Annotated in this window: 18 protein-coding genes; 4 read left to right on the forward strand and 14 right to left on the reverse strand. The window is 35.8% G+C overall.

The features are described 5' to 3' along the window. Positions 1-96: 96 nt before the first annotated feature. A complete protein-coding gene (locus tag ABD766_RS02645) occupies positions 97-1,974 on the reverse strand; it encodes a T9SS type A sorting domain-containing protein (protein WP_344815239.1) in 1,878 nt (625 codons plus the stop codon). A 342-nt stretch (positions 1,975-2,316) separates the two neighbouring features. Between ABD766_RS02645 and ABD766_RS02650 the strand changes: the two genes are divergently transcribed. Next, on the forward strand, positions 2,317-7,746 hold the full coding sequence (locus ABD766_RS02650; RefSeq protein WP_344815240.1) for a hypothetical protein: 5,430 nt from the start codon (positions 2,317-2,319) through the stop codon (positions 7,744-7,746). Here ABD766_RS02650 and ABD766_RS02655 read toward each other — a convergent pair. Beyond that, positions 7,736-8,068 (reverse strand): hypothetical protein, encoded by a 333-nt coding sequence (locus ABD766_RS02655; RefSeq protein ID WP_344815241.1) that lies wholly within the window; start codon positions 8,066-8,068, stop codon positions 7,736-7,738. The two genes, ABD766_RS02650 and ABD766_RS02655, sit on opposite strands and share 11 nt — an antisense overlap. A gap of 28 nt (positions 8,069-8,096) precedes the next feature. Here ABD766_RS02655 and ABD766_RS02660 point away from each other — a divergent pair, with 28 nt between their 5' ends. The 3 genes from ABD766_RS02660 (at position 8,097) to ABD766_RS02670 (ending at position 10,907) form a co-directional block, all read left to right on the forward strand. Continuing rightward, positions 8,097-8,273, forward strand: coding sequence for a C1orf53 family protein (locus tag ABD766_RS02660; RefSeq protein WP_344815243.1), 177 nt, complete (start codon positions 8,097-8,099; stop codon positions 8,271-8,273). 56 nt (positions 8,274-8,329) lie between these two features. Continuing rightward, positions 8,330-10,306 (forward strand): urocanate hydratase, encoded by a 1,977-nt coding sequence (locus ABD766_RS02665; RefSeq protein WP_344815244.1) that lies wholly within the window; start codon positions 8,330-8,332, stop codon positions 10,304-10,306. 73 nt (positions 10,307-10,379) lie between these two features. Next, complete coding sequence (locus ABD766_RS02670) at positions 10,380-10,907, forward strand: DUF4136 domain-containing protein (protein ID WP_344815245.1); 528 nt, start codon at positions 10,380-10,382, stop codon at positions 10,905-10,907. Between the two features lie 160 nt (positions 10,908-11,067). Here ABD766_RS02670 and ABD766_RS02675 read toward each other — a convergent pair whose 3' ends face one another. From ABD766_RS02675 to paaD, 12 genes are all read right to left on the reverse strand, one after another. Then, positions 11,068-13,113: an alpha-ketoacid dehydrogenase subunit alpha/beta gene (locus ABD766_RS02675; protein WP_344815246.1), complete on the reverse strand. Its 2,046-nt coding sequence runs from the start codon at positions 13,111-13,113 to the stop codon at positions 11,068-11,070. 105 nt (positions 13,114-13,218) lie between these two features. Next, positions 13,219-14,286, reverse strand: a complete 1,068-nt coding sequence (locus ABD766_RS02680; protein ID WP_344815247.1) for a branched-chain amino acid aminotransferase — start codon at positions 14,284-14,286, stop codon at positions 13,219-13,221. Positions 14,287-14,290: 4 nt separating this feature from the next. After that, a complete protein-coding gene (locus tag ABD766_RS02685; RefSeq protein ID WP_425556547.1) occupies positions 14,291-15,565 on the reverse strand; it encodes a dihydrolipoamide acetyltransferase family protein in 1,275 nt (424 codons plus the stop codon). 98 nt (positions 15,566-15,663) lie between these two features. Continuing rightward, positions 15,664-16,260, reverse strand: a complete 597-nt coding sequence (locus tag ABD766_RS02690) for an acyltransferase (RefSeq protein ID WP_344815249.1) — start codon at positions 16,258-16,260, stop codon at positions 15,664-15,666. 45 nt (positions 16,261-16,305) lie between these two features. Beyond that, positions 16,306-16,587, reverse strand: a complete 282-nt coding sequence (locus ABD766_RS02695; RefSeq protein WP_344815250.1) for a hypothetical protein — start codon at positions 16,585-16,587, stop codon at positions 16,306-16,308. A gap of 33 nt (positions 16,588-16,620) precedes the next feature. Further along, positions 16,621-17,370, reverse strand: coding sequence for an enoyl-CoA hydratase/isomerase family protein (locus tag ABD766_RS02700; RefSeq protein ID WP_344815251.1), 750 nt, complete (start codon positions 17,368-17,370; stop codon positions 16,621-16,623). Positions 17,371-17,427: 57 nt separating this feature from the next. Then, a complete protein-coding gene (gene paaZ / locus ABD766_RS02705) occupies positions 17,428-19,923 on the reverse strand; it encodes a phenylacetic acid degradation bifunctional protein PaaZ (protein ID WP_344815252.1) in 2,496 nt (831 codons plus the stop codon). Positions 19,924-20,034: 111 nt separating this feature from the next. Beyond that, a complete protein-coding gene (gene pcaF / locus ABD766_RS02710) occupies positions 20,035-21,243 on the reverse strand; it encodes a 3-oxoadipyl-CoA thiolase (RefSeq protein WP_344815253.1) in 1,209 nt (402 codons plus the stop codon). A 221-nt stretch (positions 21,244-21,464) separates the two neighbouring features. Beyond that, the gene (locus ABD766_RS02715; RefSeq protein WP_344815254.1) at positions 21,465-21,872 is read right to left on the reverse strand and encodes a PaaI family thioesterase; all 408 of its coding nucleotides are present in this window, start codon (positions 21,870-21,872) and stop codon (positions 21,465-21,467) included. A 37-nt stretch (positions 21,873-21,909) separates the two neighbouring features. Continuing rightward, positions 21,910-23,061 (reverse strand): 3-hydroxyacyl-CoA dehydrogenase NAD-binding domain-containing protein, encoded by a 1,152-nt coding sequence (locus ABD766_RS02720; RefSeq protein WP_344815255.1) that lies wholly within the window; start codon positions 23,059-23,061, stop codon positions 21,910-21,912. A 28-nt stretch (positions 23,062-23,089) separates the two neighbouring features. Further along, complete coding sequence (locus ABD766_RS02725; RefSeq protein WP_344815256.1) at positions 23,090-23,872, reverse strand: enoyl-CoA hydratase-related protein; 783 nt, start codon at positions 23,870-23,872, stop codon at positions 23,090-23,092. Between the two features lie 82 nt (positions 23,873-23,954). After that, the gene (paaD, locus tag ABD766_RS02730; protein ID WP_344815257.1) at positions 23,955-24,455 is read right to left on the reverse strand and encodes a 1,2-phenylacetyl-CoA epoxidase subunit PaaD; all 501 of its coding nucleotides are present in this window, start codon (positions 24,453-24,455) and stop codon (positions 23,955-23,957) included. Positions 24,456-24,486 lie beyond the last annotated feature (31 nt).

Below are 24,486 nucleotides of genomic sequence, written 5' to 3' on the forward strand. Positions count from 1 at the left end.
ATTATTTTTTTACAAAGTTACAAATGTTATCTTCTTTGAAACAAAAAAAGGTATCCAAAATTAGGATACCTATTTATAATTTTTAATGGATTTCAACTACTTAATTCTTTCAACAATAATTTTCTGTCCTAAACTTTGTCCATTAGTAGATTCTATTTTAACAATATAAACTCCTTCACTCAGTGAACCTGTAGAAAACTCATAAGATTTTTTAGTTCCTAAATCTACTTTATCAAATATCTTTTTTCCTGATATATCAAACAATACTACTGTTTTTAAATCTAAATCATTAGGATTAGAAATTTTAAGCAATTGATTAGTATTGTTTTGAACGATTGCCAAATCGTTAATGTTATTTTCAGTTACAGCTAATAATTGATCTGTAAAAGTGATTTCAAAACGATTATTATGTTCACCTGGAGCAAGAACAACTTCATAGAAATTATTTTTAATATCATGATAAAGTCCCGTTAAACTATCATATAAAAATACATTTTGAACATCAAAATTAACAAACTCATTAACTTTAAGTGTATATGTGGAAACACCTGTATTCGTATTTTTAAAACCAATAGGAAATCTTTTATTGATATCAAAACTTGTTACAGAATGCACATAAGGTTCATTATTTAGATACAAATACATGTCTGTACTTATGCTCTCAGTAGCTTCTGGAAATTTCGAATCGGCTAAATCAACTCCATCAATTGCATTTGGCAAAAATCCGATTGCAATTTGTCTAACTGCTTGACTATTTAATGATGTATTTACAACAAAGTGAGGTGTTGGTGCTTTACTTATCTGAGTATAATCCACTCCTGCAAGATTCGGAATTGCATCATAAAAACCATAATTTACTGTTGCATTTTCGTTTGAGCTTCTTTCGAATTGTGAATTATTTGCAACACCTTCTTTTACATATACTCTATAAACATTTCTCATTTGCAATGTTCCATTAGCAACACCTCTCACCATAAATCCTTGCCCTATTGGCGAAAATCTTCTTTGATAAACATTATTTGGACTGCTAAAAACAGAACCTTGATTTCCAGCGATATCGTAAGTATAAAAAGTTGCAGGAGAATATATACTTGTTGTACCATTATATGTTCCATAACCTCCTCTATATTGAGCAATATTATGAGAATTCACAGTTTTATCTTGTTCCCAAAATAATGCTGTTCCATCACAATTTGGGTTTCCAGGAATATCATCACCAGTTCCAGAAATTAAATCTGGTCCAGGCCCTCCAACTAGAAACAAATTTAAATCAATAGCCGAAGGATAAGGATTTCCTGTTAATGTTGAAGCGCCATTTGCAACATTAATTGTTATGTTCCCATCGTTAGGCTTTCCTCTGAAATCATATCTTTGAGCACTTCCAGGATTATTTGTAACAGCTTCACTAGGATTTGTAGTATCAGTTCCACTTGTACCTTTCATTGTGAATCCTTGACCAGCAGAAATATTTGATAATGCAGCAGACTGAACCCATTGAAAATATCCATTCGAAGATAAAAATCGCCAAATCCAATAAGATGCAATTGTTAAAGTTCCAGTATTAGAAACTCCATTATAACTTGTACTAGTAATTGTTACAGGAGTGCTTGATGTACTAGTTGTAGGAACATTTAACATAGTAATCCCAAAATCTTCATTTCCAGATGCAGCAGATGCATTTCCAACTGGAGAACACCAATAATTGTATGCAAAATTATTTACAGTTCCTTCTTGAAAAACAGATAATTTTCCGGTACCAGTATTTGTTGAGCTTCCGGTTGTTCCTTGAAGAAATTGTCCTTCGTTTCTAACATAGAAATTACTATTCAATCCATTAAGTTCAAGATTTCCTCTAGAATATACTAATGAACCTCTATTAAAAACGTAGCTATTATTACTAACAAAGATTTGAGCAACTAAATTGCTTGTAAACAAACTTGTTACCAAAAAACTAAATACTATAAACTTCTTCATAATCAAACATTTAATTTATAAAATTAGAAAAAAAAAATTAAAGAAGTTAAAAAAAATTTAAAAAAAAACACAGCAAATCATTTAGTCGAATAAATTTGTTTTTAATCGATTATTTTTGTTGAATTCGAATTTTTACTAAAAAATTCTTAAATACATTTACTTCTAAAACCATTTTTTTATCACAATTTTTTAAAACAAATTATAATCCGTTTATCTTTTCTTTGATAATTTTAAAAACAAGGCAGTTTATAATGGATTTAAAAAGGTTAAAATTCGGAAATTTCTGTAGTTTTTTTTATTTAAATATTTAACATTTTTTTTGCATTAAAACTTATTTTTTAAATGTTTTTATTTATTTTTGATAAATACAAACAACTTGATATGCTGAAAAAATTACCTTTATTTTTTAACAATAATTTGATTCCAATAAAAGTACAGCATTTAGTATGTATTGTTTTATTTTTCATTTCGTTTCAAATACAATCACAAACTACAATAATATCTCCAACAGGCGATGGTGGTTTTGAAACTGGAACTACATTTGCATTAAACGGTTGGACCACAAACAATCCTGCACAAACTACTAGGAATCAATGGGTTTGTAATACAGGTGCTACTGCAGGTTTTTCAGGCACTAGTTCAGCGTATATCACTAATAATGCAACAGGAATTCCTCCACACGCTTATGCTACTGGTACTGCAAGAGCATCACACTTTTACAGAAATGTGACTGTTCCTGGTGGTGAAACTAACATAATATTATCTTTTAGTTGGATTGGACAAGGTGAATCAACTTTTGACAGACTAAGAATATGGCTGGTTCCAACAGCTTACAATCCTGTATACGGAACTGAAATAACAACCATTGGAACAGCTCCAACAGGCAGAATTCAAGTAGGACTAGCTAATTATAGTCTTCAAGGATCATGGGCAAACGTGAGCTTTAACCTCCCAACCTCCTACGCTGGAACAACTTTTAGATTGGTTTTTGAGTGGGCGAATGATGGAAGTTTAGGCACAAACCCTCCTGCTGCTGTTGACAATATTTCCTTAACATCAGCAGCTATTGTTGCTCCTTCAAACAATAATTGCTCTAATGCTACATTGGTTACAACCAATCCAACTGCGACGTGTACAACTAGCACATCTGGAACAACAATTGGAGCAACACAATCACAAGTTGGATGCACTGGTAATGCTGATGATGATGTTTGGTATAGTTTTATTGCCACAGCAAGTACTCACGCAATTACTGTAACTCCTACTACATTAACAAACGCTGTTTTTGAAGTCTTTAGTGGTTCTTGTGGAGGGTTAACAAGCTTGAATTGTGTCAATTTAACAACAGGTTCAAGTACTGAAACCATAACTTTATCTGGACTAACAGCAACCAACACGTATTATGTTAGAGTATACAGCAATGCTAATGGAACGGATCAAGGTACTTTCTCAATATGTGTTACTTCGCCTCCACCTCCGCCATCCAATAACTTATGTACTAATGCAACTGCTTTACCTTGTGCTACTACAAATCTTGCAGGAACAACTGTAAACACAAATAATATAGTAAACAACTCTGGTTGCAGTATGGCTGACTATGGAGTTTGGTATACATTTGTTGGTGATGGTAATAATTCAACAATATCCGTAACGACTACAGGATATGATATTGAAATGTCAATTTCTAGCGGCTCATGTGGTTCATTGACAAATATTACTTGTCAAGACTCAGCATTATCAAATGGAACTGAAACTTATACTTTTTCAACAATTTTGGGTGTGAATTACTATGTTTATGTTGCACATTATTTATCAGGAAGTACTACAACTGGAACTTTTACAATATCTAGATCTTGTGCAGTAGCTCCAAATCCATGTGTTGCTATTCCTAATATCTTTAGTTGTGGAACAACCATAAACGCAACTATTCCAAGTGGTACTGGAATTTATAGTCCTTCTTCATGTGGATGGACAACACCAGGAAATGAGCAAATATACTCCTTTACACCAACTCAAACTGGAAGTTATACAATAAGTCAACTTGGTTCATTTGGTTTTATTGATTACCAATTTAAAGCGGCTTCATTAGGATGTAATGGAACTGGATGGACTTGTATAGACGATATGTCTGGAGCAATCACTAGTCCTAGTTTCACATTAACTTCTGGCGTTCAATATTATATTCTTTTAGATCCAGGAACTACTATAGGAGGAAGTGTTAGTTTTATACTTAACTGTCCTTTAACTCCTCCAACAAATGATGATTGTTTAAATGCTATACCATTAACTGTAAATGCAGTATGTTCTTATGCAACTTATACAAATGCAGGTGCCACAGCAAGTTCAGGCGCACCAGCTCCAGGATGCTCAAGTTTTTCTGGAGGAGATGTATGGTTTACAGCTGTTGTCCCTTCTAATGGAATATTAATTATAGATACTCAAACAGGTGTTATTACTGATGGAGGAATGGAAGTTTATTCGGGTTCATGTGGAAGTCTTACAGTTTTAGGATGTGACGATGATTCAAGTTTAAATGGTGCAATGCCAAATCTAACTTTAACTGGTCTAACGCCAGCTCAAATAGTATATATTAGAGTTTGGGAATATGGAAATAACAACAATGGTACATTTGGTATTTGTGTTACAAGTCCTATACCACCAACTAACGATGAGTGTGTTACAGCAGAAACAATGACTGTCAACCCAACCATAACTTGTACTGTAAGTACAACAGGAACAACTTTAGGAGCTACTCAATCGCAAGCAGGTTGTACAGGAAATGCAGATGATGATGTTTGGTATCAATTTGTTGCTAATGATATTAGCCATACTGTAACTATTACTCCAAACACATTAACAAATGCAGTTTTTCAAATTTTTACTGGGACATGTGGTAGTTTAATTAGTTCAGCATGTATTAATAATACAACAGGCACAAGCGTTGAAACAACAACATTAACAGGACTTACAATTGGAGCAATCTACACAATTAGAGTTTATAGTAATGCAAACGGAAGCGGCCAAGGAACTTTTAGTATTTGCGTAACAACACCATGTATTCCGGGAAGTGGAGTTGGTTTGTCTAGTATGGGATGTCCAACAAATGTTGCTGGTGGACTTGGATTAAATGGCTTAGATCCGTCTCCAATTTTAGATTGCTCTACTTCAACTTGCACCAATTTAGAAGCAACTTTTTTACAACTTGGACAAACTACAAGCTATACAGTTCAATCAATTCCATATGCACCTCCTTATCAATTCGGTTGTTTACAAAACTCTGTAAGTATTAATGTTGATGATGTTTGGTCTCCAACAATTAGCCTACCTTTTAACTTTTGTTATTATGGCAATACCTACAATCAATGTTTGATTGGTTCAAACGGTGTAATCACTTTTGATCAAACAAGTAATACCCCAGGAGGATATTCTACATGGTCTTTCTCAAATGACTTACCTAGCACTTCACTATTTTTAAATAGTATTTTTGGTGCTTATCATGATATTGACCCTAGTGTAGGCGGTGAAGTTGGTTGGGAATTGGTTACTTTAAGTTCGGGTTGTCGTGCTTTAGTCGCTTCTTGGAATGAAATACCAATGTTTTCTGCCTCTTGTAATTCATTACTTTACACAGGAATGATTGTTTTATACGAAAACACAAATATTATTGAGGTTTACATGAAAGAAAAAAGAGTTTGTGCCTCATGGAATTCTGGAAATGCTGTAGTTGGTGTTCAAAATGCAACAGGAAGTCAAGCAACTGTTGCTCCGAATAGAAACTCAACAAGCACAGATTGGACAATAACAAATGAAGCATGGAGATTTGTTCCTTCTGGAACCTCTTTAACAACGATAACTTGGTATGAAGGAAATGGCATTACTGGACCAGTTGTGGGAAGTACGGCTTCTATAAATGTTTGTCCTACAGCAACAACAACCTACACAGCTAGAGTAACTTATACTTTCTGCAATGGAACAACTTTGGACCTTACAGACACTACTACTATAACAATAAACGACAGAAAAACATGGAATGGTTCTGTTGATACTGATTGGAATAAAGCAAACAACTGGACACCAACTGGAATTCCTAACGGAAGTGATTGCGTTGTAATACCTATTACACCGAATAACCCAATAGTATCAGGAACAAATTATAATGGCCTTGCTGGAACATTGTCAGTATTAAATGGAGCTACTTTAACCATAAATTCTACTAATAGCGTTACTGTAACAGATTGGGTTAATGTTCAAGCTACTGGATCATTTATTATAAATAATGCCGCTAGTTTGGTTCAAATAAACAATACAACAAATACTGGAAACATTACCTACAGAAGAACTTCTAATAACATAAGAAGTTTAGACTATGTTTATTGGTCTTCACCAGTTTCAAACTATAATGTAAACAATATAATTTCTCCATTAATTCCTGGTCCAATTTGGAGATGGAATCCAACAATTGCAAATACTAATGGTGGACAAGGAAATTGGGAAGTTGCTTCTGGAGATACTATGTTACCTGCTAAAGGTTACATTGTAAGAGGACCAAGTTCTTTTAGTCCAACAGTTCCTGCACCATTGAATGGAACATTTGTTGGAACTCCAAATAATGGAATTATTAATTATACTATTTCAAGAGGTTCTGACCAAAACACAGCATATCATCAAGGAATAAATGGAACTGAAATTACTAACTTCAGTGACAATTGGAATCTTCTTGGAAATCCATATCCATCAGCTATTAGAGGAAGTCAATTTCTGTTCAATAACAATACAAAAATTGAAGGAAATATTAAACTTTGGACTCATGGAACTCTTCCTTCAATTATTGCTAGTCCGTTTTACAATAGTTATCTCTATAATTATAGTCCAGGAGATTACTTGACCTATAATTTTACAGGAACTAGTTGTTGTCCAGCTGCTGCTTCTGACTTATTTATAGGAGCTGGACAAGGATTTTTTGTTCAAATGATAGATGGACCAGCTGGCTCAGACATCGTTACATTCAACAATGGTTTAAGAAGCGCTTCCTACGACAACAGCTTATTCTACAGAATGAGCACTCCTTTAACACAAACTAATTCAACTTTTGATGTAAATGCTTTAGAAAGAAATAGAATTTGGTTAGATTTAATAAGTAGCAATAATCAATCAGATAGAACTTTATTCGGATATATTGAAGGAGCCACAATGGGAAGAGATAGTTTCTTTGATAGCCAAACGCTAAAAACAGGTTCTATGTCAATTTATTCTTTGATAAATTCTGATAAATTTTTAATTCAAGGACGCCAACTTCCTTTTGATGTTTATGATGAAGTACCTATTGGAGTTCATCTCAAAAATTCTGGCAGTTATGATATTGGAATTGGAGGTTTAGATGGAATCTTTACTACTCAAAACATTTATTTAAAAGATAAAGAATTAGATATAATACACGATTTAAAAGTATCTCCATATCGCTTTAGTGCTCAAAGCGGAACAATAAACAATCGTTTCAAAATAGTATATTTGAATGGAGCATTAAGTAACAATGACCTATCATTAAACAATAATATAGCTGTAATAACCAATGAGAACATTGTTATCCGTTCATCAAATGAAAAGCTACATTCAATAACAGTTTTTGATGTTTTAGGAAGAAATTTAGGAGTTTACAAAGACATCAATTCAACTGAATTTACTATCAAAAATCTATTGAAAAACAATACAGCTTTATTTTTACAAATCAAACTTGAAAATGGAGTACTAAAAAACGAAAAAATTATTTTTTAACATACTTTAAAAACCTCCAAAAAGACCTTTGCTTTAAATAGTTAAGGTCTTTTTCGTTTTTATAAGCTTCTCTTTCAAAAGAGATATTAAAATAAGCTTCTTTTCTATCTTTGTATTGAATCAATCGTAACAAATATTCCGTAAAATACCATAAATAAAAAGGTAAAATGAGTAGCTCTATTTGTTGTCTAATATGAATTTTTTCATGATTAATAAATACTTTATTCAACTTATCATCCCTATCTGCTAAAAAAACAAACGGATAAAATGTCAAACCTCGAAAACCTCTTGGCGTTAAATATTTAAAAACAATTAGAATCATATGGTGCAAAGTTGCTAAATTTGTACTTATGAATGAAGATTTAAATCCGAAAAATTTAAAAGAAGGAGAAGATTACTATTTAACTCCAGAAGGCTATCGCTGTTTTACCGAAAAATACCATTTAAAACGTGGTTACTGTTGCAAAAGTGGTTGTCGACATTGTCCTTACGGATTTGATAAGAAGACTGGAACAATTAAGAAGTGATTAGTGACAAGTAATTAGTAAATAGCAAACAACAAACTATAAACCATAAACTCAAAATGACTTTTCAAGAACAAATACTACAAGGAATTCCATCGGTTCTACCGAAACCAAAACCTTATGAAGTTGAAATAAATCATGCACCAAAGCGAAAAGAAATACTTTCAGAAGAGGAAAAAAAATTAGCCTTAAAAAATGCTTTACGCTATTTTGAACCTAAACATCACGCGGAATTACTTCCTGAATTCAAAGCCGAATTAGAAACCTACGGAAGAATTTACATGTACCGTTTGCGTCCTGATTATAAAATGTATGCACGTCCAATTTCAGAATATCCAGGAAAATCCGAACAAGCAAAAGCCATTATGTTGATGATTCAAAACAATTTGGATTATGCTGTAGCTCAACATCCACATGAACTAATTACTTACGGTGGAAATGGTGCAGTTTTTCAAAATTGGGCACAGTATTTATTGACCATGAAATATTTGGCAGAAATGACCGATGAGCAAACTTTAGCCATGTATTCTGGTCATCCTATGGGATTATTTCCTTCACATAAAGAAGCTCCAAGAGTTGTGGTCACTAACGGAATGGTCATTCCAAATTATTCTAAACCGGATGATTGGGAAAAAATGAATGCTTTAGGTGTTTCTCAATACGGACAAATGACTGCTGGAAGTTATATGTATATCGGTCCGCAAGGAATTGTTCACGGAACCACAATAACCGTTTTAAACGGATTCAGAAAAATAAAAAAATCACCAAAAGGTGGATTATTCGTTACTTCTGGATTGGGAGGAATGTCAGGCGCACAACCAAAAGCAGGAAATATTGCTGGTTGCGTAACAGTTTGTGCCGAAGTAAATCCAAAAATTACACACATTCGTCACTCACAAGGTTGGATTAATGAAGTGATTGAAAATATTGACCAATTAGTTCCGAGAGTTAAAAACGCTCTAGCAAATAATGAGGTGGTTTCCATTGCTTATCTCGGAAATGTAGTCGATGTTTGGGAACGATTTGACCAAGAAAATCTGCATATTGATTTAGGTTCTGACCAAACTTCATTGCACAATCCATGGGCTGGAGGTTATTATCCAATTGGATATACTTTCGAAGAATCAAACGATTTAATGGCAAATAATCCTGATAAATTCAAAGAAGAAGTTCAAAAAACATTGCGTCGTCATGCGGCTGCGATTAATAAACATACTGAAAAAGGAACATATTTCTTTGATTATGGAAATGCCTTTTTATTAGAAGCTTCTCGAGCTGGAGCAGATGTTTTTGCCGAAAATCACATCGATTTTAAATACAACAGTTACGTTCAAGACATTATGGGACCAATGTGTTTCGATTACGGATTTGGACCATTTCGTTGGGTTTGTGCTTCAGGAAATCCAGAAGATTTAGCAAAAACCGATAAAATTGCCTGTGATGTTCTGGAAGAAATGATGAAAAATTCTCCAGAAGAAATCCAACAACAAATGGCAGACAATATCCAATGGATAAAAGGAGCACAAGAAAATAAATTGGTTGTTGGTTCTCAAGCAAGAATTCTTTATGCCGATGCCGAAGGAAGAATAAAAATCGCAGAAGCTTTCAATCAAGCCATTGCACGTGGCGAAATTGGATACGTAATTTTAGGACGCGATCACCACGACGTTTCCGGAACCGATTCACCTTACAGAGAAACATCAAACATCTACGACGGCTCACGATTTACGGCCGATATGGCTATCCAAAACGTTATTGGAGACAGTTTCCGTGGTGCCACTTGGGTTTCTATTCACAATGGTGGCGGTGTTGGTTGGGGCGAAGTAATTAATGGTGGTTTTGGTATGGTTCTTGATGGAACTAAAGAAGCATCAAAACGTTTAGAGTCAATGCTTTTCTGGGATGTAAACAACGGAATTTCAAGAAGAAGTTGGGCAAGAAATGAAGGAGCAATTTTTGCCATAAAAAGAGCCATGGAGACGCAACCTTTACTGAAAGTTACCATCCCTAGTATAGTAGATGAAAATTTATTATAGTTTCAGGTTTAAAGTTTCATGTTAAGCTTTTCAAACCTGAAACCTCAAACTTGAAACACAAAAATAAAATACTATGAAAACAACAAAATTTTTACCATTACTTCTACTCTTCGTTTTAGCATCATGCAGTTCGGTTAGAGTAAATTCTGATTACGACAAAAAAGCCAATTTCGAAAGCTACAAAACCTATGCGTATTCCAAAAATGCCATAGATAAAGTAGAAATTTCCGATTTGGACAAAAAACGAATTTTACGTTCGATTGATGAAGCATTAGCAGCGAAAGGTTTTACCAAAAGCGAAACTCCCGATTTGTTAATCAGTATTTTTACCAAAGAAACGGAACGTATTGATATTTACAACAACAACGGATTTGGTTGGGGTTGGAATCCTTGGTGGGGAATGGGAATGAACTACACCAACGTTTCAAGAACTCCCGAAGGTACATTATTCATTGACCTAATCGATGCTAAAACCAAAGAATTAGTATGGCAAGGAGAAGGAAACGGCTACTTAACCAAAGACACAGAAAAGAAAGACGCAAGAATCAAAGAATTTGTAGATAAAATTTTGGAGCAATATCCTCCAGGTGTAAAAAAATAAAACAAGAAAACCTCCTAATTGGAGGTTTTTTTTATGATTATTAGGAGCGAATGGTTTATATATTTTTGGTTACCATTTTCCTGCTTTCCGTTATACTTCGTGCCACTGCAATCAGGGCTAGATAGTTTTTGTATTGAATAGAGGCAGAATTTCAAAAGAACTAATAGTTCAAAAGTTCTTCCATTTTAGCTTTCACTTTATCCACATTCGGAATCATGGTAAACTCCAAAGTGCTATTTAATGGAATCGCAGGCATATTCTCTGAACCTATAACCATTACTGGCGCATCAAGATATTTAAAACAATTTTCTTGAATCAATCCAGCCAAACTTCTAGCAAAGGAATTGTTTGTTGGTTCTTCTGTTACTACAAGACATTTTTTAGCTTTTTTAACCGATTTAAAGATAGTTTCTTCATCAAGTGGGTACAATGTTCGTAAATCAATAATTTCTACTTGGTTCTTAATCGTTGCTGAAGCATTCAACGCCCAATGAACTCCCATTCCGTAAGTAATTACCGTAATAGTTTCATCGGTTTCCTGTTCCCAAATTTCTTGAACGATGTTGGCTTTTCCGAAAGGTAAAATGTAATCTTCGCTTGGTTCGTTGACTCTGGCTGCATCGGTTCCTTTTACTTTACTCCAATATAAACCTTTATGCTCCAAAATCACAACTGGATTTGGGTCGTAATAAGCAGCTTTCAAAAGTCCTTTTAGGTCGGCACCATTGCTTGGATACGCGATTTTTATTCCGCGAATGTTTGTCAAAACGCTTTCTACAGACGACGAATGATAAGGTCCACCACTTCCGTAAGCACCAATTGGAACACGCAAAATCATACTCACAGGCCATTTTCCGTTAGATAAATAACACGAGCGACTCACTTCGGTAAACAATTGATTCAATCCAGGCCAAATGTAATCGGCAAATTGCACCTCAACAATCGGTTTCAAACCAACAGCTGACATTCCGACTGTTGAACCAACGATAAATGCTTCTTGAATTGGCGTATTAAAAACGCGATCATCTCCGAATTTTTGCGCTAAAGTCGCTGCTTCACGAAAAACACCACCTAAACGTCCGCCTACATCTTGTCCGTAAAGCAAACATTCTTGGTGTTTTTTCATTAATTCTTCCACAGCAAAAAGCGCGCAATCCACCATCACAACTTTATCTTCACGCTCCGGATTTCTTTCGCCAACTTCTTCTGTGATTGGTGTTGGAGCAAAATCGTGTGTAAATAAATCTTCTGGAGTTGGATCTTCTGCTAGTTGTGCTTTATCAAAATCTTTTTGGACAGTGGCTAAAGCCACAGCCAATTGATGGTCTATTTCTTGTTGTGTAAATCCGGCATCCAACATTTGTTTTATTAAAACCGGATAAGGATCTCGAGATTGAGCTTCTTCCAAATCGTCTCGATACCATTCCATTCGAACTCCCGAAGTATGATGATTCAACAAAGGAACTTTTGCATGAACCAAAAACGGACGACGTTCTTCGCGAATGGTTTTCACTACTTTTTGAACCGCTAAATAACTTTCTGTAAAATTCGCTCCATCAATAGAAATGGCTTCAATTCCGTGGAATCCTTTGGCATATTCGAACGCATTTTGCGCACGAGTTTCAGCAGCATTTGCCGAAATATCCCAACCATTATCTTGTACCAAATACAAAATCGGAAGTTGTTTTAAAGCTGCCATTTGCAAGGCTTCGGCGATTTCTCCTTCAGTAACTGATGCGTCACCAAGCGAGCATACAACTAATGGTTTCTCTTGATTAGCATCTTGAATTCCAATATTTTCTTTATACCAAAATCCCATAGCTGCACCAGTTGATGGAATCGCTTGCATTCCGGTTGCTGATGATTGATGTGGAATTTTAGGTTTATCAGCATCTTTCAAACTTGGATGACAATAATAGGTTCGTCCACTCGAAAATGGGTCGTCTTTTTTTGCCATCAATTGCAACATCAAATCGTAAGGTTGCATCCCGATTCCGAGCATCATTGCATCATCACGGTAATATGGAAACGCATAATCTTGAGGCAAAAGTTGCATCGCCATCGCAATTTGAATCGCTTCGTGTCCGCGTGAAGTAGCGTGTACGTATTTGGAAACTATTTTGAAATTATCTTCATACAAAGTTGCCATGGCTTTGGCAGTTGCCATCGTTGAAAATGCTTTTTCTAGTATTTTTTTGTCTAACATTTATTTTCGATTTGATAATCTGTACGTTTTTTGGAACACAGATTTAAGAAATTAAACAGATTTTTAAAATTTCTCTGATTTCTCAAATCTGTGTTCCTGAAATATTTATTTTGCTTCTACAATCCAACCAAAATCATCTTTGATATCTTGAACTTTAATCGCATTCAAAGTATCATTTACCATCACAGAAACTGGATTTTCTTCTGGAAATTTGATTGATAAATCGTTGTTTCCAATTTCTTCTACCATCGCGATTCCTACTGCTGTTCCTGTTCCGAAGGCTTCTTCTAAAGTGCCGTTTTTAGATGCTTCTATGATTTCTGAAATGGTTATTGGTCTTTCGGTTACTTCAAATCCTTTACTTCTTAATAAATCGATTACACTCATTCGGGTAATTCCTGATAAAATCGAACCTGTTAAACTTGGCGTAATAAATTTTCCATCAATTTTGAAGAAAATATTCATTGTTCCCACTTCTTGAATGTATTCAAAATCTTGTGCGTCTAACCACAACACTTGGTCAAAACCTTTAGCTTTTGCATATTCTGTTGGACGAATGGCTGCAGCGTAATTTCCAGCTGCTTTGGCTTCTCCGGTTCCACCATTTACGGCACGAACATATTTTTTTTCTGCGTATAATTTGATTTTTCTACTAAAAAATGGTCCTGCTGGCGATGCCATTACGATGAATTTGAAACTCGTCGCGGCACGCATTCCGATAAACGCTTCATCAGCATACATAAACGGACGCAAATACAAAGCGCTTCCTGTAGAAGTTGGAATCCAATTTTTTTCTAAAGCAGTGAATTGTTTTAAGGCTTCTACAAATAAATCTTCAGGAAATGAAGGCATTCCCATTCTATCGGCACTAAAATTCATTCGTTTTGCGTTTTCATCAGGCCGAAATAATAATGGCGTTCCGTCTTTTCCTAAAGTTGCTTTCATTCCTTCAAAAATAGCTTGTCCGTAATGTAAAGCCATTGCTGCTGGATGTGTTGGAATCAAAGCCAATGGTTCAATTCTTGGATTGCTCCATTCGCCATTTTCATAATCACAAATAAACATATGATCAGTGAAATTAGTTCCCATTGTGATGTTTTCAAGATTCACCTCTGAAACTCTTGATTGTGAAACTTTAGTTATTTTTATTGCTTGTGTCATTATTGTTTCCATAATGTTATATTGTTGTGTTTGTGTCAAATTGTTCTAAATAATCACCTACTTTTCGTAAGAATGAACCTCCTAAAAATCCGTCCACTACTCTATGGTCGAACGAAAGAGAAAGATACATCATACTTCTGATAGCGATTTCGTCACCTTTTTCTGTTGTGATAACTTCGGGACGTTTTTTAATAATTCCTAATGCTAAAATGGCAACTTCAGGTTGGTTTATAATTGGTGTTCCCATCAAACTTCCAAAAGTTCCTACGTTGGAAATAGTGAACGTGCTTCCTTGAATTTGTTCGGGTTTTAATTGGTTATTTCGAGAAGCTTCCGCCAAATTATTTACATCTTTTGCTAAAGTAACTAGATCTTTTTCATTAGCATTTTTTACCACTGGAACGATTAAATTTCCTGATGGTAATGCGGTTGCCATTCCGATATTAATATCATTGTGAACGATAATATTTTTCTCATCCACAGAAACATTTATCATTGGAAAATCGGCTACAGCTTTTGCTACAGCTTGAACAAAAACTGGTGTAAAAGTTAGTTTCTCGTTGTGCTTTTCTTGAAATTTATCTTTGTTTTCATTTCTCCAATTTACCAAATTCGTGACATCCACTTCAATGTAAGAAGTTACGTGTGGCGAAGTTTGCTTAGAATAAACCATGTGATCCGCAATCATTTTGCGCATTCTGTCCATTTCTATAATTCGGTCTTTTCCTTCTACAAAATTAATTTTTGGCTTTGGATAGGAAGAAGTTGTCGGTTGTCGGTTGTCGGTTATCGGTTTTGACTGAATAGGATATTTACGGTTTTTCAAATAATTAAAAACATCACTTTTTTGCAAACGCCCATCTGTTCCTGAACCTGGAATAGTTTGTAATTCTTCAATTGAAAGGTTTTCTTTTTGGGCTATTGATATTATTAATGGTGAAATGAAAGCGTCAGGGTTGCGAGTTTCGGGTTTCGAGTTTCGGGTTTCGGGTTGTGTATTTGAAACAATTTCTGCTTTCTTTCTAATTTCTTGACTATTTTCTACTTTCGTTAAAATCTGCTGACTGCCATCTGAAACCTGACTTGAATCTATCAATGCCAGAATGGTTCCAACTTCAACGACGTCATCTTTTTGAAAACGAATTTCAGTGATTATTCCCGAAACTGGCGCAGGTACATCACTATCGACTTTATCGGTAGCGACTTCTAGAATGGTTTCTTCGGCTTCTACAAAATCACCCACGTTTTTCAACCAACTTATTATTGTTGCCTCGGATATACTTTCACCCATCTTGGGCATTTTGAATTCTGTTATCATTTATATAGTATTCAGTGTTCAGTGTTCAGTGTTCAGTCTTGCATTTCTGCAAACTGACCACTGAATACTAATCACTTTTTTTTAAATTCTTCTAATGTTTTATAAAATGCTTCTTGTGTTGGTCGATTGGCTGGAATTTGTCGCAACGGTTCAACGGCTTTTAAGGTTTCATAACATTCCTTTGGTAATTGCTGATATAAAGCGGTTCCTTTGGTTTTCCAATCAATCATTTCATCGGAAACATCTTTTATAATTGTTGCTGGATTTCCTACTACCATTTTTCGGTTTGGGATTTGCATTCCGGCTTTTATGAAACTTAATGCGCCAATTATACATTCATCGCCAACATTTACGTCATCCATAATTACAACGTTCATTCCTACAAGGCAATTAGCTCCGATGTTAGCTCCGTGAATAATCGCTCCGTGACCGATGTGTGCTCCGGCTTTCAAAACCATTGTCTTTCCTGGAAACATATGAATCGTACAATTCTCTTGAACGTTACAGCCATCTTCAATAATGATTTCTCCCCAATCGCCACGAATCGCAGCGCCTGGACCAACATAAACATTTTTTCCAATAATCACGTTACCCGTTACCGCTGCTTGCGGATGGATAAAACTACTTTCGTGTATTACTGGGATGAACCCTTTGAATTCGTATATCATTTTTTAGTTATTAGTGAAGAGTAATTAGTGATTAGCTTTTCCTCTTTATAATGTTTTAATGAAAATTAATAATGAAATGAAAATTAAAAAATGAATAATAATTGATGATATCAACTCTTTTTTATAAAGAAAGTATCTAAAAATATTTATTGTCAACATTAACCCACTTATAAATGGTAATCCTAACAAAATTGCCGCACCTAATCCTGGAACACATGGTCCTGATGGAGAAATAATATCTAAAAAGTAACTTGCAATCAACAACAAAAGATAAAATCCTATTGTAAACAGCGCATTTTTTAAATATAAATTTTCAATTTTTGGCATTTCTATTTACTATTCACTAATTACTATTCACTTCTATTTAAACTTCTTCAACGTTTCTTTTGTAAAATCAGACAATACTAACCTTCCACTTATTGCTGCTCTTTCGGCTAATAAATTATCCCAATCTTCTGTTCCTCTCCAAAAAACCTTTTTCATCTCAAGCATGGCTTCAGGATTGTAGGTACATAAATGTTCGGCGAATTTTTGAACGGCTTCGTCCATTTCTTCTATATTTTCGAATACTTGTGAAAACAATCCTTTTTCTTTTGCCCAATTGGCTTCATAAAATGTGTTGGCATCAATTGCGATTTGTGACATTGCCGAAACTCCCATTTTTCTCTCGATGGCTGGTGAGACTACGAATGGTCCGATTCCGACATTTAGTTCTGATAATTTTATGGCTGCAAATTTAGTTGCCATACAATAATCGGTTGATGCAGCTATTCCTACTCCGCCACCAACAGTTTTTCCTTGAATTCTTCCGATGATGAATTTTGGACATTTTCTCATTGCGTTGATTACGTTTGCAAATCCGGAGAAAAATATTTTTCCGGTTGCGGCATCGTTGATGGAAATTAGTTCTTGAAAACTGGCTCCGGCGCAAAATGTTCTATCGCCACCACTTTTTAGGATAATTACTTTAACTTCTGAATTATTTCCAACTTCTGTTATTGTGTTGGCTAATTGTGCTAATATATCGCTAGGCAATGAGTTTTGTTCTGGATGAAAAAACTCGATGGTGGCGATGTTGTTTTGTATTTCTTGTTTTACGTATGCTTCCATATTTTTATTTAACCGCAAAGTCGCGAGGTTTTCGCAAGGCTCGCTAAGTTTTCATTTTTAAATTAATCCAAATTGTTCAAAGTGATGGTTTAAATGCTTTCGTTCTAACAGATAAGACGCGTATTTATTCATTTCTCCGAAAACCATGTTCTTTAGAACGGCTTCAGGATTTTCCTTGAAAAAGGTTATATATTGTTCTCTTGCTTCAAAAAATTTGGCTTTGGCTGTTTCGAAATCTGGATGAATTAAATCTTCTAATTCGTCTTTTTTCATCGTTGGAAACTTGGTTCCCATTGGGAATTTATCGTAATTGTATAACGAATTATGCACTTTATCCAAAATCTTTTCGGGAGTTGCTATTTCAAAATCTTGAATTTCTCCTGACATAATTCTGTAACCTTGTTCCAAATGTTCTAACAAATGTTGTGGCGTTAAAATTCCCCAACTTGGTTTAGTATTTTCGGTTAGTTTATTCAAACATTCTGCTATTTTTTCATCAATCATTTCAACGAAAACCTCTTGTTTTTTCTGAACCATTGTTAGGATTGTGGCTACTGCTACCAATTCGTTTTCGGTATCAAAAACTTCTACGAACCATTTTACTATTCCGCTTGGATGTTCGGCAGAAGCTACATCTCTATCTACTTTTTGTTTACACGTTAAACGTACATAAACCGTATCATTGTGGTAAATTGGTCGTAAGAAACGACATTCTTCTAATCCGTAATTAGCGGCAACTGGACCTTTATTTGGATACACGAACAAACCTGCTGCTGCTGCTAAAATGAAGTAGCCGTGAGCTGTTCGTTTTTTGAAAATACTTCCATCAAGCGATGTAATATCGGTGTGTGCGTAAAAATGATCCCAAGTGATGTTGGCAAAATTAATGATATCGGTATCGGTAACCGTTCTGTTGTGAGTTCGCAATGACATTCCGGGTTGGATGTCTTCCCAATGGTATTGAAATGGATGTTGAGTGATTTCTTTATAGGCCGAATTCGCTTGATAAATTCCTGTGATTTCCGTTAAAGTTGTTGGCGAACCTTGAATGGCGCAACGTTGCATATAATGTTTGATTCCGCGAACGCCACCCATTTCTTCTCCGCCACCAGCGCGACCTGGACCACCGTGAACCAATAATGGCAATGGCGAACCGTGACCTGTACTTTGTTTGGCGTTTTCACGATTTAGAACTAAAATTCTTCCGTGGTGTGATGCTGCATTTACAACATATTCTTTGGCAATTTCGTCAGAATTTGTAACGATTGACGACACTAATGAACCTTTACCCATTTGGGCTAATTCGATAGCTTCGTCAAGATTTTTGTAGGGCATTATTGTTGAAACTGGTCCAAATGCCTCGGTTTCGTGAACGGCTACATTTTGGAACGGATTGTCTTCGCGAAGTAAAATTGGGCTAATGAAAGCGCCTTTTTCATCGGCTCCGATTATGTTGGTTTTTTCTAAATCGCCATAAACTATTTTGGCAGATTTTGATAATTCTTGTACTCTTCCTTTTAGGACATCAACTTGGTCTTTGCTTACCAATGCTCCCATTCGTACTTCTTTCAATCTTGGATCACCGATAGCAACTTTGTCTAATGATTTTGAAAGAGCCGATTGAACGTCATCCATCAGTTTTTCTGGAACAATCATTCTACGAATTGCGGTACATTTTTGTCCGGCTTTTACGGTAATTTCGCTTCGAGCTTGGTTGATGAATAAATCGAATTCTGGAGTTCCTGGTACGGCATCTTCTCCTAAAATGGATGCGTTTAATGAGTCAGCTTCCATTGTAAACGGTACTGATTCTTGTATTAATCTTGGATGTGTTTTTAATAATCTTCCTGTTGTTGCCGAACCAGTAAATGTGATTACGTCTTGGCTTTCAACAGTATCGAAAATATTTTTAGCAGTTCCTGAAATTAATTGTAATGCGCCTTCTGGCAAAATATTTGACGCAATAATTTCTCTTACAACAGCTTCTGTTAAATAAGCTGTAACTGGCGCTGGCAAAACAACAGCTGGCATTCCGGCCATCCAATTGCAAGCACACTTTTCTAACATTCCCCAAATTGGGAAATTGAAAGCGTTAATGTGAATGGCAACTCCTTTTTTCGGAACCAAAATATGATGCGCCATAAATCGACCGCCTTTTGACAAATCGATTGGATCGCCTTCTACGTGATACGATTGGTTAGGGAATAATTTTCGTAACGATGCATTGGCATATAAGTTTCCGAAACCACCTTCGATGTCAATCCACGAATCGACGCGAGTGGCACCGGTTCGGTAACTGATTTCGTAGAAAGCTTCTTTGCGTTTGGTTAAATACATCGCCAAACTTTTAATCATATTGCCACGTTCTTGGAAGGTCATTTTGCGGAGTTTTTCACCGCCTTTGGTTCTTCCGTAGTGTAAAATGGCTGGAATATCTAATCCTTCAACAGAAGTTTCTGCGATGAATTCTCCTGTTACTGCATCAAAAGAAGGTTTTCCTTCTCCGGTTGCTGACGTCCATTTTCCTTGTACGTAATGTTGTGTTTTGTTCATATTACCAATATGTCGCTCCTACGGAGCTTTTATATTTAAATAAAAATCTTTATGTCTTTTTTTTCCATTTTTTCCATTTTTTCCATTTTTTCCATTGGCTAAAGCCAACGGCTATTCAGCTACGCGTTCGATAATTGCGGCGTAGCCTTGTCCAACGCCGATGCACATTGTGATTAATGCGTATCGTTTTCCTGTTAGTTGTAATTCTAAGGCTGCTGAATAGGCTATTCTTGCACCGGTAACTCCTAATGGATGTCCGATTGCGATTGCGCCACCGTTTGGATTTATTCTTGGATCGTTGTCTTTTAATCCTAATTCGCGAATGCACGCTATACTTTGTGCTGCAAAAGCTTCGTTTAATTCTATTATGTCGATTTGATCTAATGTTAAATTGGCTTTTTCTAGTGCTTTTTTGGTGGCTTCTACTGGACCAATTCCCATGATTCTTGGTTCTACTCCTACTACCGATGAACTTACTATTCGAGCCAATGGTTTTAGGTTGTATTTTTTTACAGCTTCTTCTGATGCAATGATTGTTGCGCAAGCTCCGTCATTTAATCCTGACGCATTTCCTGCAGTTACACTTCCGTCTTTTTTGAAGGCTGGACGTAACTTTGATAAACCTTCCATTGAAGTGGTTGGTTTGATGAATTCGTCTTTTGAAAACTGAATTGCATCGCCTTTTCGTTGAGGAATTTCAACAGTAACAATTTCTTTGGCTAATCTTCCTGAAGTTTGTGCTGCAGTTGCTTTTTGTTGACTATTTAAAGCAAACGCATCTTGATCTTCACGAGTGATGTTGTATTTTTCTACCAAATTTTCGGCAGTTTCACCCATTGCGTCTGTGCCGTACATTGCGTGTAGTTTTGGATTTATAAATCTCCATCCAAAACTAGTGTCGTACATTTTAGAATCGGTTCCGTAAGCTGATGATGGCTTTGAAACTACTAATGGTCCGCGTGTCATGTTTTCGATTCCGCCTGCTATGAAGATATGTCCGTCGCCTGCTTTTATGGCGCGATTGGCTTGGATTATTGCTGATAAACCTGAACTGCATAAACGATTTACCGTTTCGCCTGGAACAGAATATGGTAATTCTGCTAATAGTAATGACATTCTAGCAACATTACGATTGTCTTCTCCGGCTTGATTGGCACAACCTATGATTACGTCGTCATAAGCTTCTTTTGGAATGTTTGGATTTTTTTCTACTACGGATTTGATTACCAAAGCTCCTAAATCATCAGGTCGAACCGATGCTAGTGTTCCTTGGTAACTTCCGATTGGAGTTCTTACTCCGTCTATTATGTATGCTTCCATATTTCAGTTGGCAGTTTTCAGTTGGCAGTTTTCAGTTGCTCAACTTTGAACTTATTTTTGTTTTTTATTTTATTATCTATTCAATACATTTACTATTTAGCCCTGATTGGAGAGGAAAGCTCCCGATTTTTTCGGGACTTGGAACGGAAAGCAGGAATTGCCATTACTGAAAATGCCCGAGCCATTCGCTCCTGACTTCGACAAGCTCAGCCTGACAGTTTCTATTCTTCCCAATCTTTTTGGGTGCGATAAACGACACCTTTAAAAAGCGCTACTAATTCGTCGCCTCGTTTTACTTCTATTATATTGAACCCTAATTTGTTATTTACTTTTTCTATCACTGACTCGGCTGTTAAATAATCGCCTTCGATAACGGCTTCGATATGGTTTATTGAGGTTTCGATGGAAACAGAAAATTTACCGTGTGTATTGGCAGCGAATCCAAAAGCGGTGTCGGCCAATGAATAAGTGATTCCACCATGGGCTTTGAACATACTGTTGAGCATTTCTTTGCGAACTGTCATGGCTACTTTGCAACGACCGATTTCGCATTCGAGAATTTCGATGCCGAGCCATTGGCTATAAGCGTCTTGAGACAACATTTTGTATGGTATTTTTGTTCCTTCCATATTTTATTGATAATACCTAACAGGTTTTGGAAACCTGTTAGGATATGAAGTTTTTATTTGATTTTGACATTCGTCGCAAAATTGGACTGCATCGGTATCGATCTTCGTGGTATTCGTTGTATAATTCGTCTAGTTTTTCTACGCACCAATTGATTCCGAGTTCGTCTGCCCAAGCGAGTAATCCTTTTGGGTAATTTACTCCTTTGGTCATTGCATTGTCTATGTCTTTGGCAGATGCTATGTTTAAAAAGAATGTGTCAGCAGCTTCGTTTATTAGCATTACGATTACTCTTTCGAAAATGCTTTTGGCTAATGTTAAATCTTCTATTGGTTTTGGTAATTCTTTGTTGTAATCATAAAATCCTCTTCCCGACTTTCTTCCGAGAAATCCTGCTTCCAACAATCTTTTTTGTGTGAATGATGGTTTGAATTTTGGGTCGAAATAGAAGGCTGTGAATACGGTTTCGGTTACGACATAATTTACATCGTGGCCTATCATATCCATAAGTTCAAAAGGTCCCATTTTGAAATTTCCGATGGTTTTTAAAGCCCAATCGATTGTTGCAAAATCGGCTACACCTTCCTCGTAAATTCGTAAACTTTCGCTGTAAAAAGGTCTTGCGACACGGTTTACTATAAATCCTGGAGTGTCTTTAGCAACGGCAACTACTTTTTTCCAATCGGAGATGGTTTGCACTGATTTTTGGAGTACTTTTTCGCTGGTTTGAACCGCTGGAATTACCTCAACCAATTGCATTAATGGTGCTGGATTAAAAAAGTGAATTCCAATGACGCGTTCTGGTTTTTGACAAGAAGCAGCAATGGAAGCTATTGATAATGAAGACGTATTGGATGCTAATATAGTTTCGGGCGAGACATAATTTTCTAATTCAGAAAATAATTTTCGTTTGACTTCAAGATTTTCTAAGATGGCTTCGATGACTAAATCGGAATGTGATAACTCTCCTAATGTGTGTGCATAGGAAATATTGTTTTCGATTCGGAATTTTTCGTGCTCGTCTATTTTAGTTTTCTCGACTAATTTAGATAAGGTATTTTCGAGATTGGATTTGCTTTTGGCAAGCGCATCGAGATTGGTGTCGTAAATTTTTACTTCACAACCTGCTGTTGCGGCAACTTGCGCGATGCCACTTCCCATTGTTCCTGAACCTATTATTGCGATTTTCATGCTACCTATATTTTGTTCCTACGGAACTTTAATTTCCTTTGAATTCGGGTTTTCTTTTTTCTACGAAAGCGGTTACTCCTTCTTTGTAATCGTTGGACGAACTGGCTTCGATTTGTAAATCTGATTCTAAAGCTAGTTGTTGTTCTAGATTGTTTGTCATTGATTGATTTAATAATCTTTTGGTTAAACCGATTGCTTTTGTTGGCATTTGAGCTAAAGTGGTTGCTAAAGTCATTACTTCTTCATCGAATAATCCGGTAGGGAAAATTTTATAAATCATACCCATATTTAAGGCTTCTACTGATGAAACCTTGTCGCCTAACATCATTAATGCTGAAGCTTTTTGGAAACCAATTAAACGAGGCAAAAAGAATGTCCCTGCGCTGTCCGGAATCAATCCAATTTTACTAAAAGCTTGAATAAAAATTGCTTGTTCTGATGCTACTACAATATCACAGGCTAAAGCAATGTTTGCTCCAGCTCCAGCTGCAACACCATTTACAGCACCAATAATTGGCTTTTCGATGTTTCTAATTTTTTGGATGATTGGATTGTAGTGTTCTTCCAATATTTTTCTGAAACCTGGATTTAATTCTGGATCGGTTACTTCTTTTAGGTCTTGTCCGGCGCAAAATGCTTTTCCGTTTCCGGTGATTACTATTGCACGGACATTTGTATTGTTTGCACAATTGTCTAGAGTTTCTTGTAACAGAAACGCCATTTCTCGATTGAAACTATTGAAAACTTCGGGTCTGTTGAGTGATATCCACGCGACGTTGTTTTCAATTTTTAGTTCTATTGAATTGCTCATACCTTATTTTAATTTTTAAACCATTAAGAAATTAAGTTTCTTTATGGGTTTGATTTCAAAAGATTCCCATTTTCATGGGAATTTATTTTAAACATTTAAAGTAGTCGAATGGTTCTAGGCAATCTTCACATTGGAAAAATGCTTTGCAAGCTGTGGAACCAAATTGACTTACTAATTTTGTATTGAATGAACTGCATTGCGGACATTTCACTACTTTTTTATTTCCAAGAAGTGCTTCTTTATCGGCTGATTCTGATAATGGAGAAGCAATTCCGTATTTTTCTAATGCTGCTCTGCCTTTTGGAGTAATCCAATCGGTTGTCCAAGCTGGCGAAAGGATTAGTTCTATTTTGGCTTCGTAGCCTTTTTGTTTGAATGCTAATTTTATGTCATCTCCAATTACATCCATTGCTGGGCAACCGCTGTAGGTTGGTGTGATTTGAACTTCAACAATTCCGTTTATTATTTTAGCAGAACGTACTACTCCCATTTCCATTATTGATAGTACTGGAATTTCTGGATCGGATACTGTTTCTAGTATTTCGAAGAGTTTTTGGTCGATATGTTCTGTTGTTTCTGTCATAAAGATTTGTCTGATTGAAGATTAACGAATT

Source organism: Flavobacterium cheonanense (assembly GCF_039539185.1).
Classification (GTDB): Bacteria; Bacteroidota; Bacteroidia; order Flavobacteriales; family Flavobacteriaceae; genus Flavobacterium; species Flavobacterium cheonanense.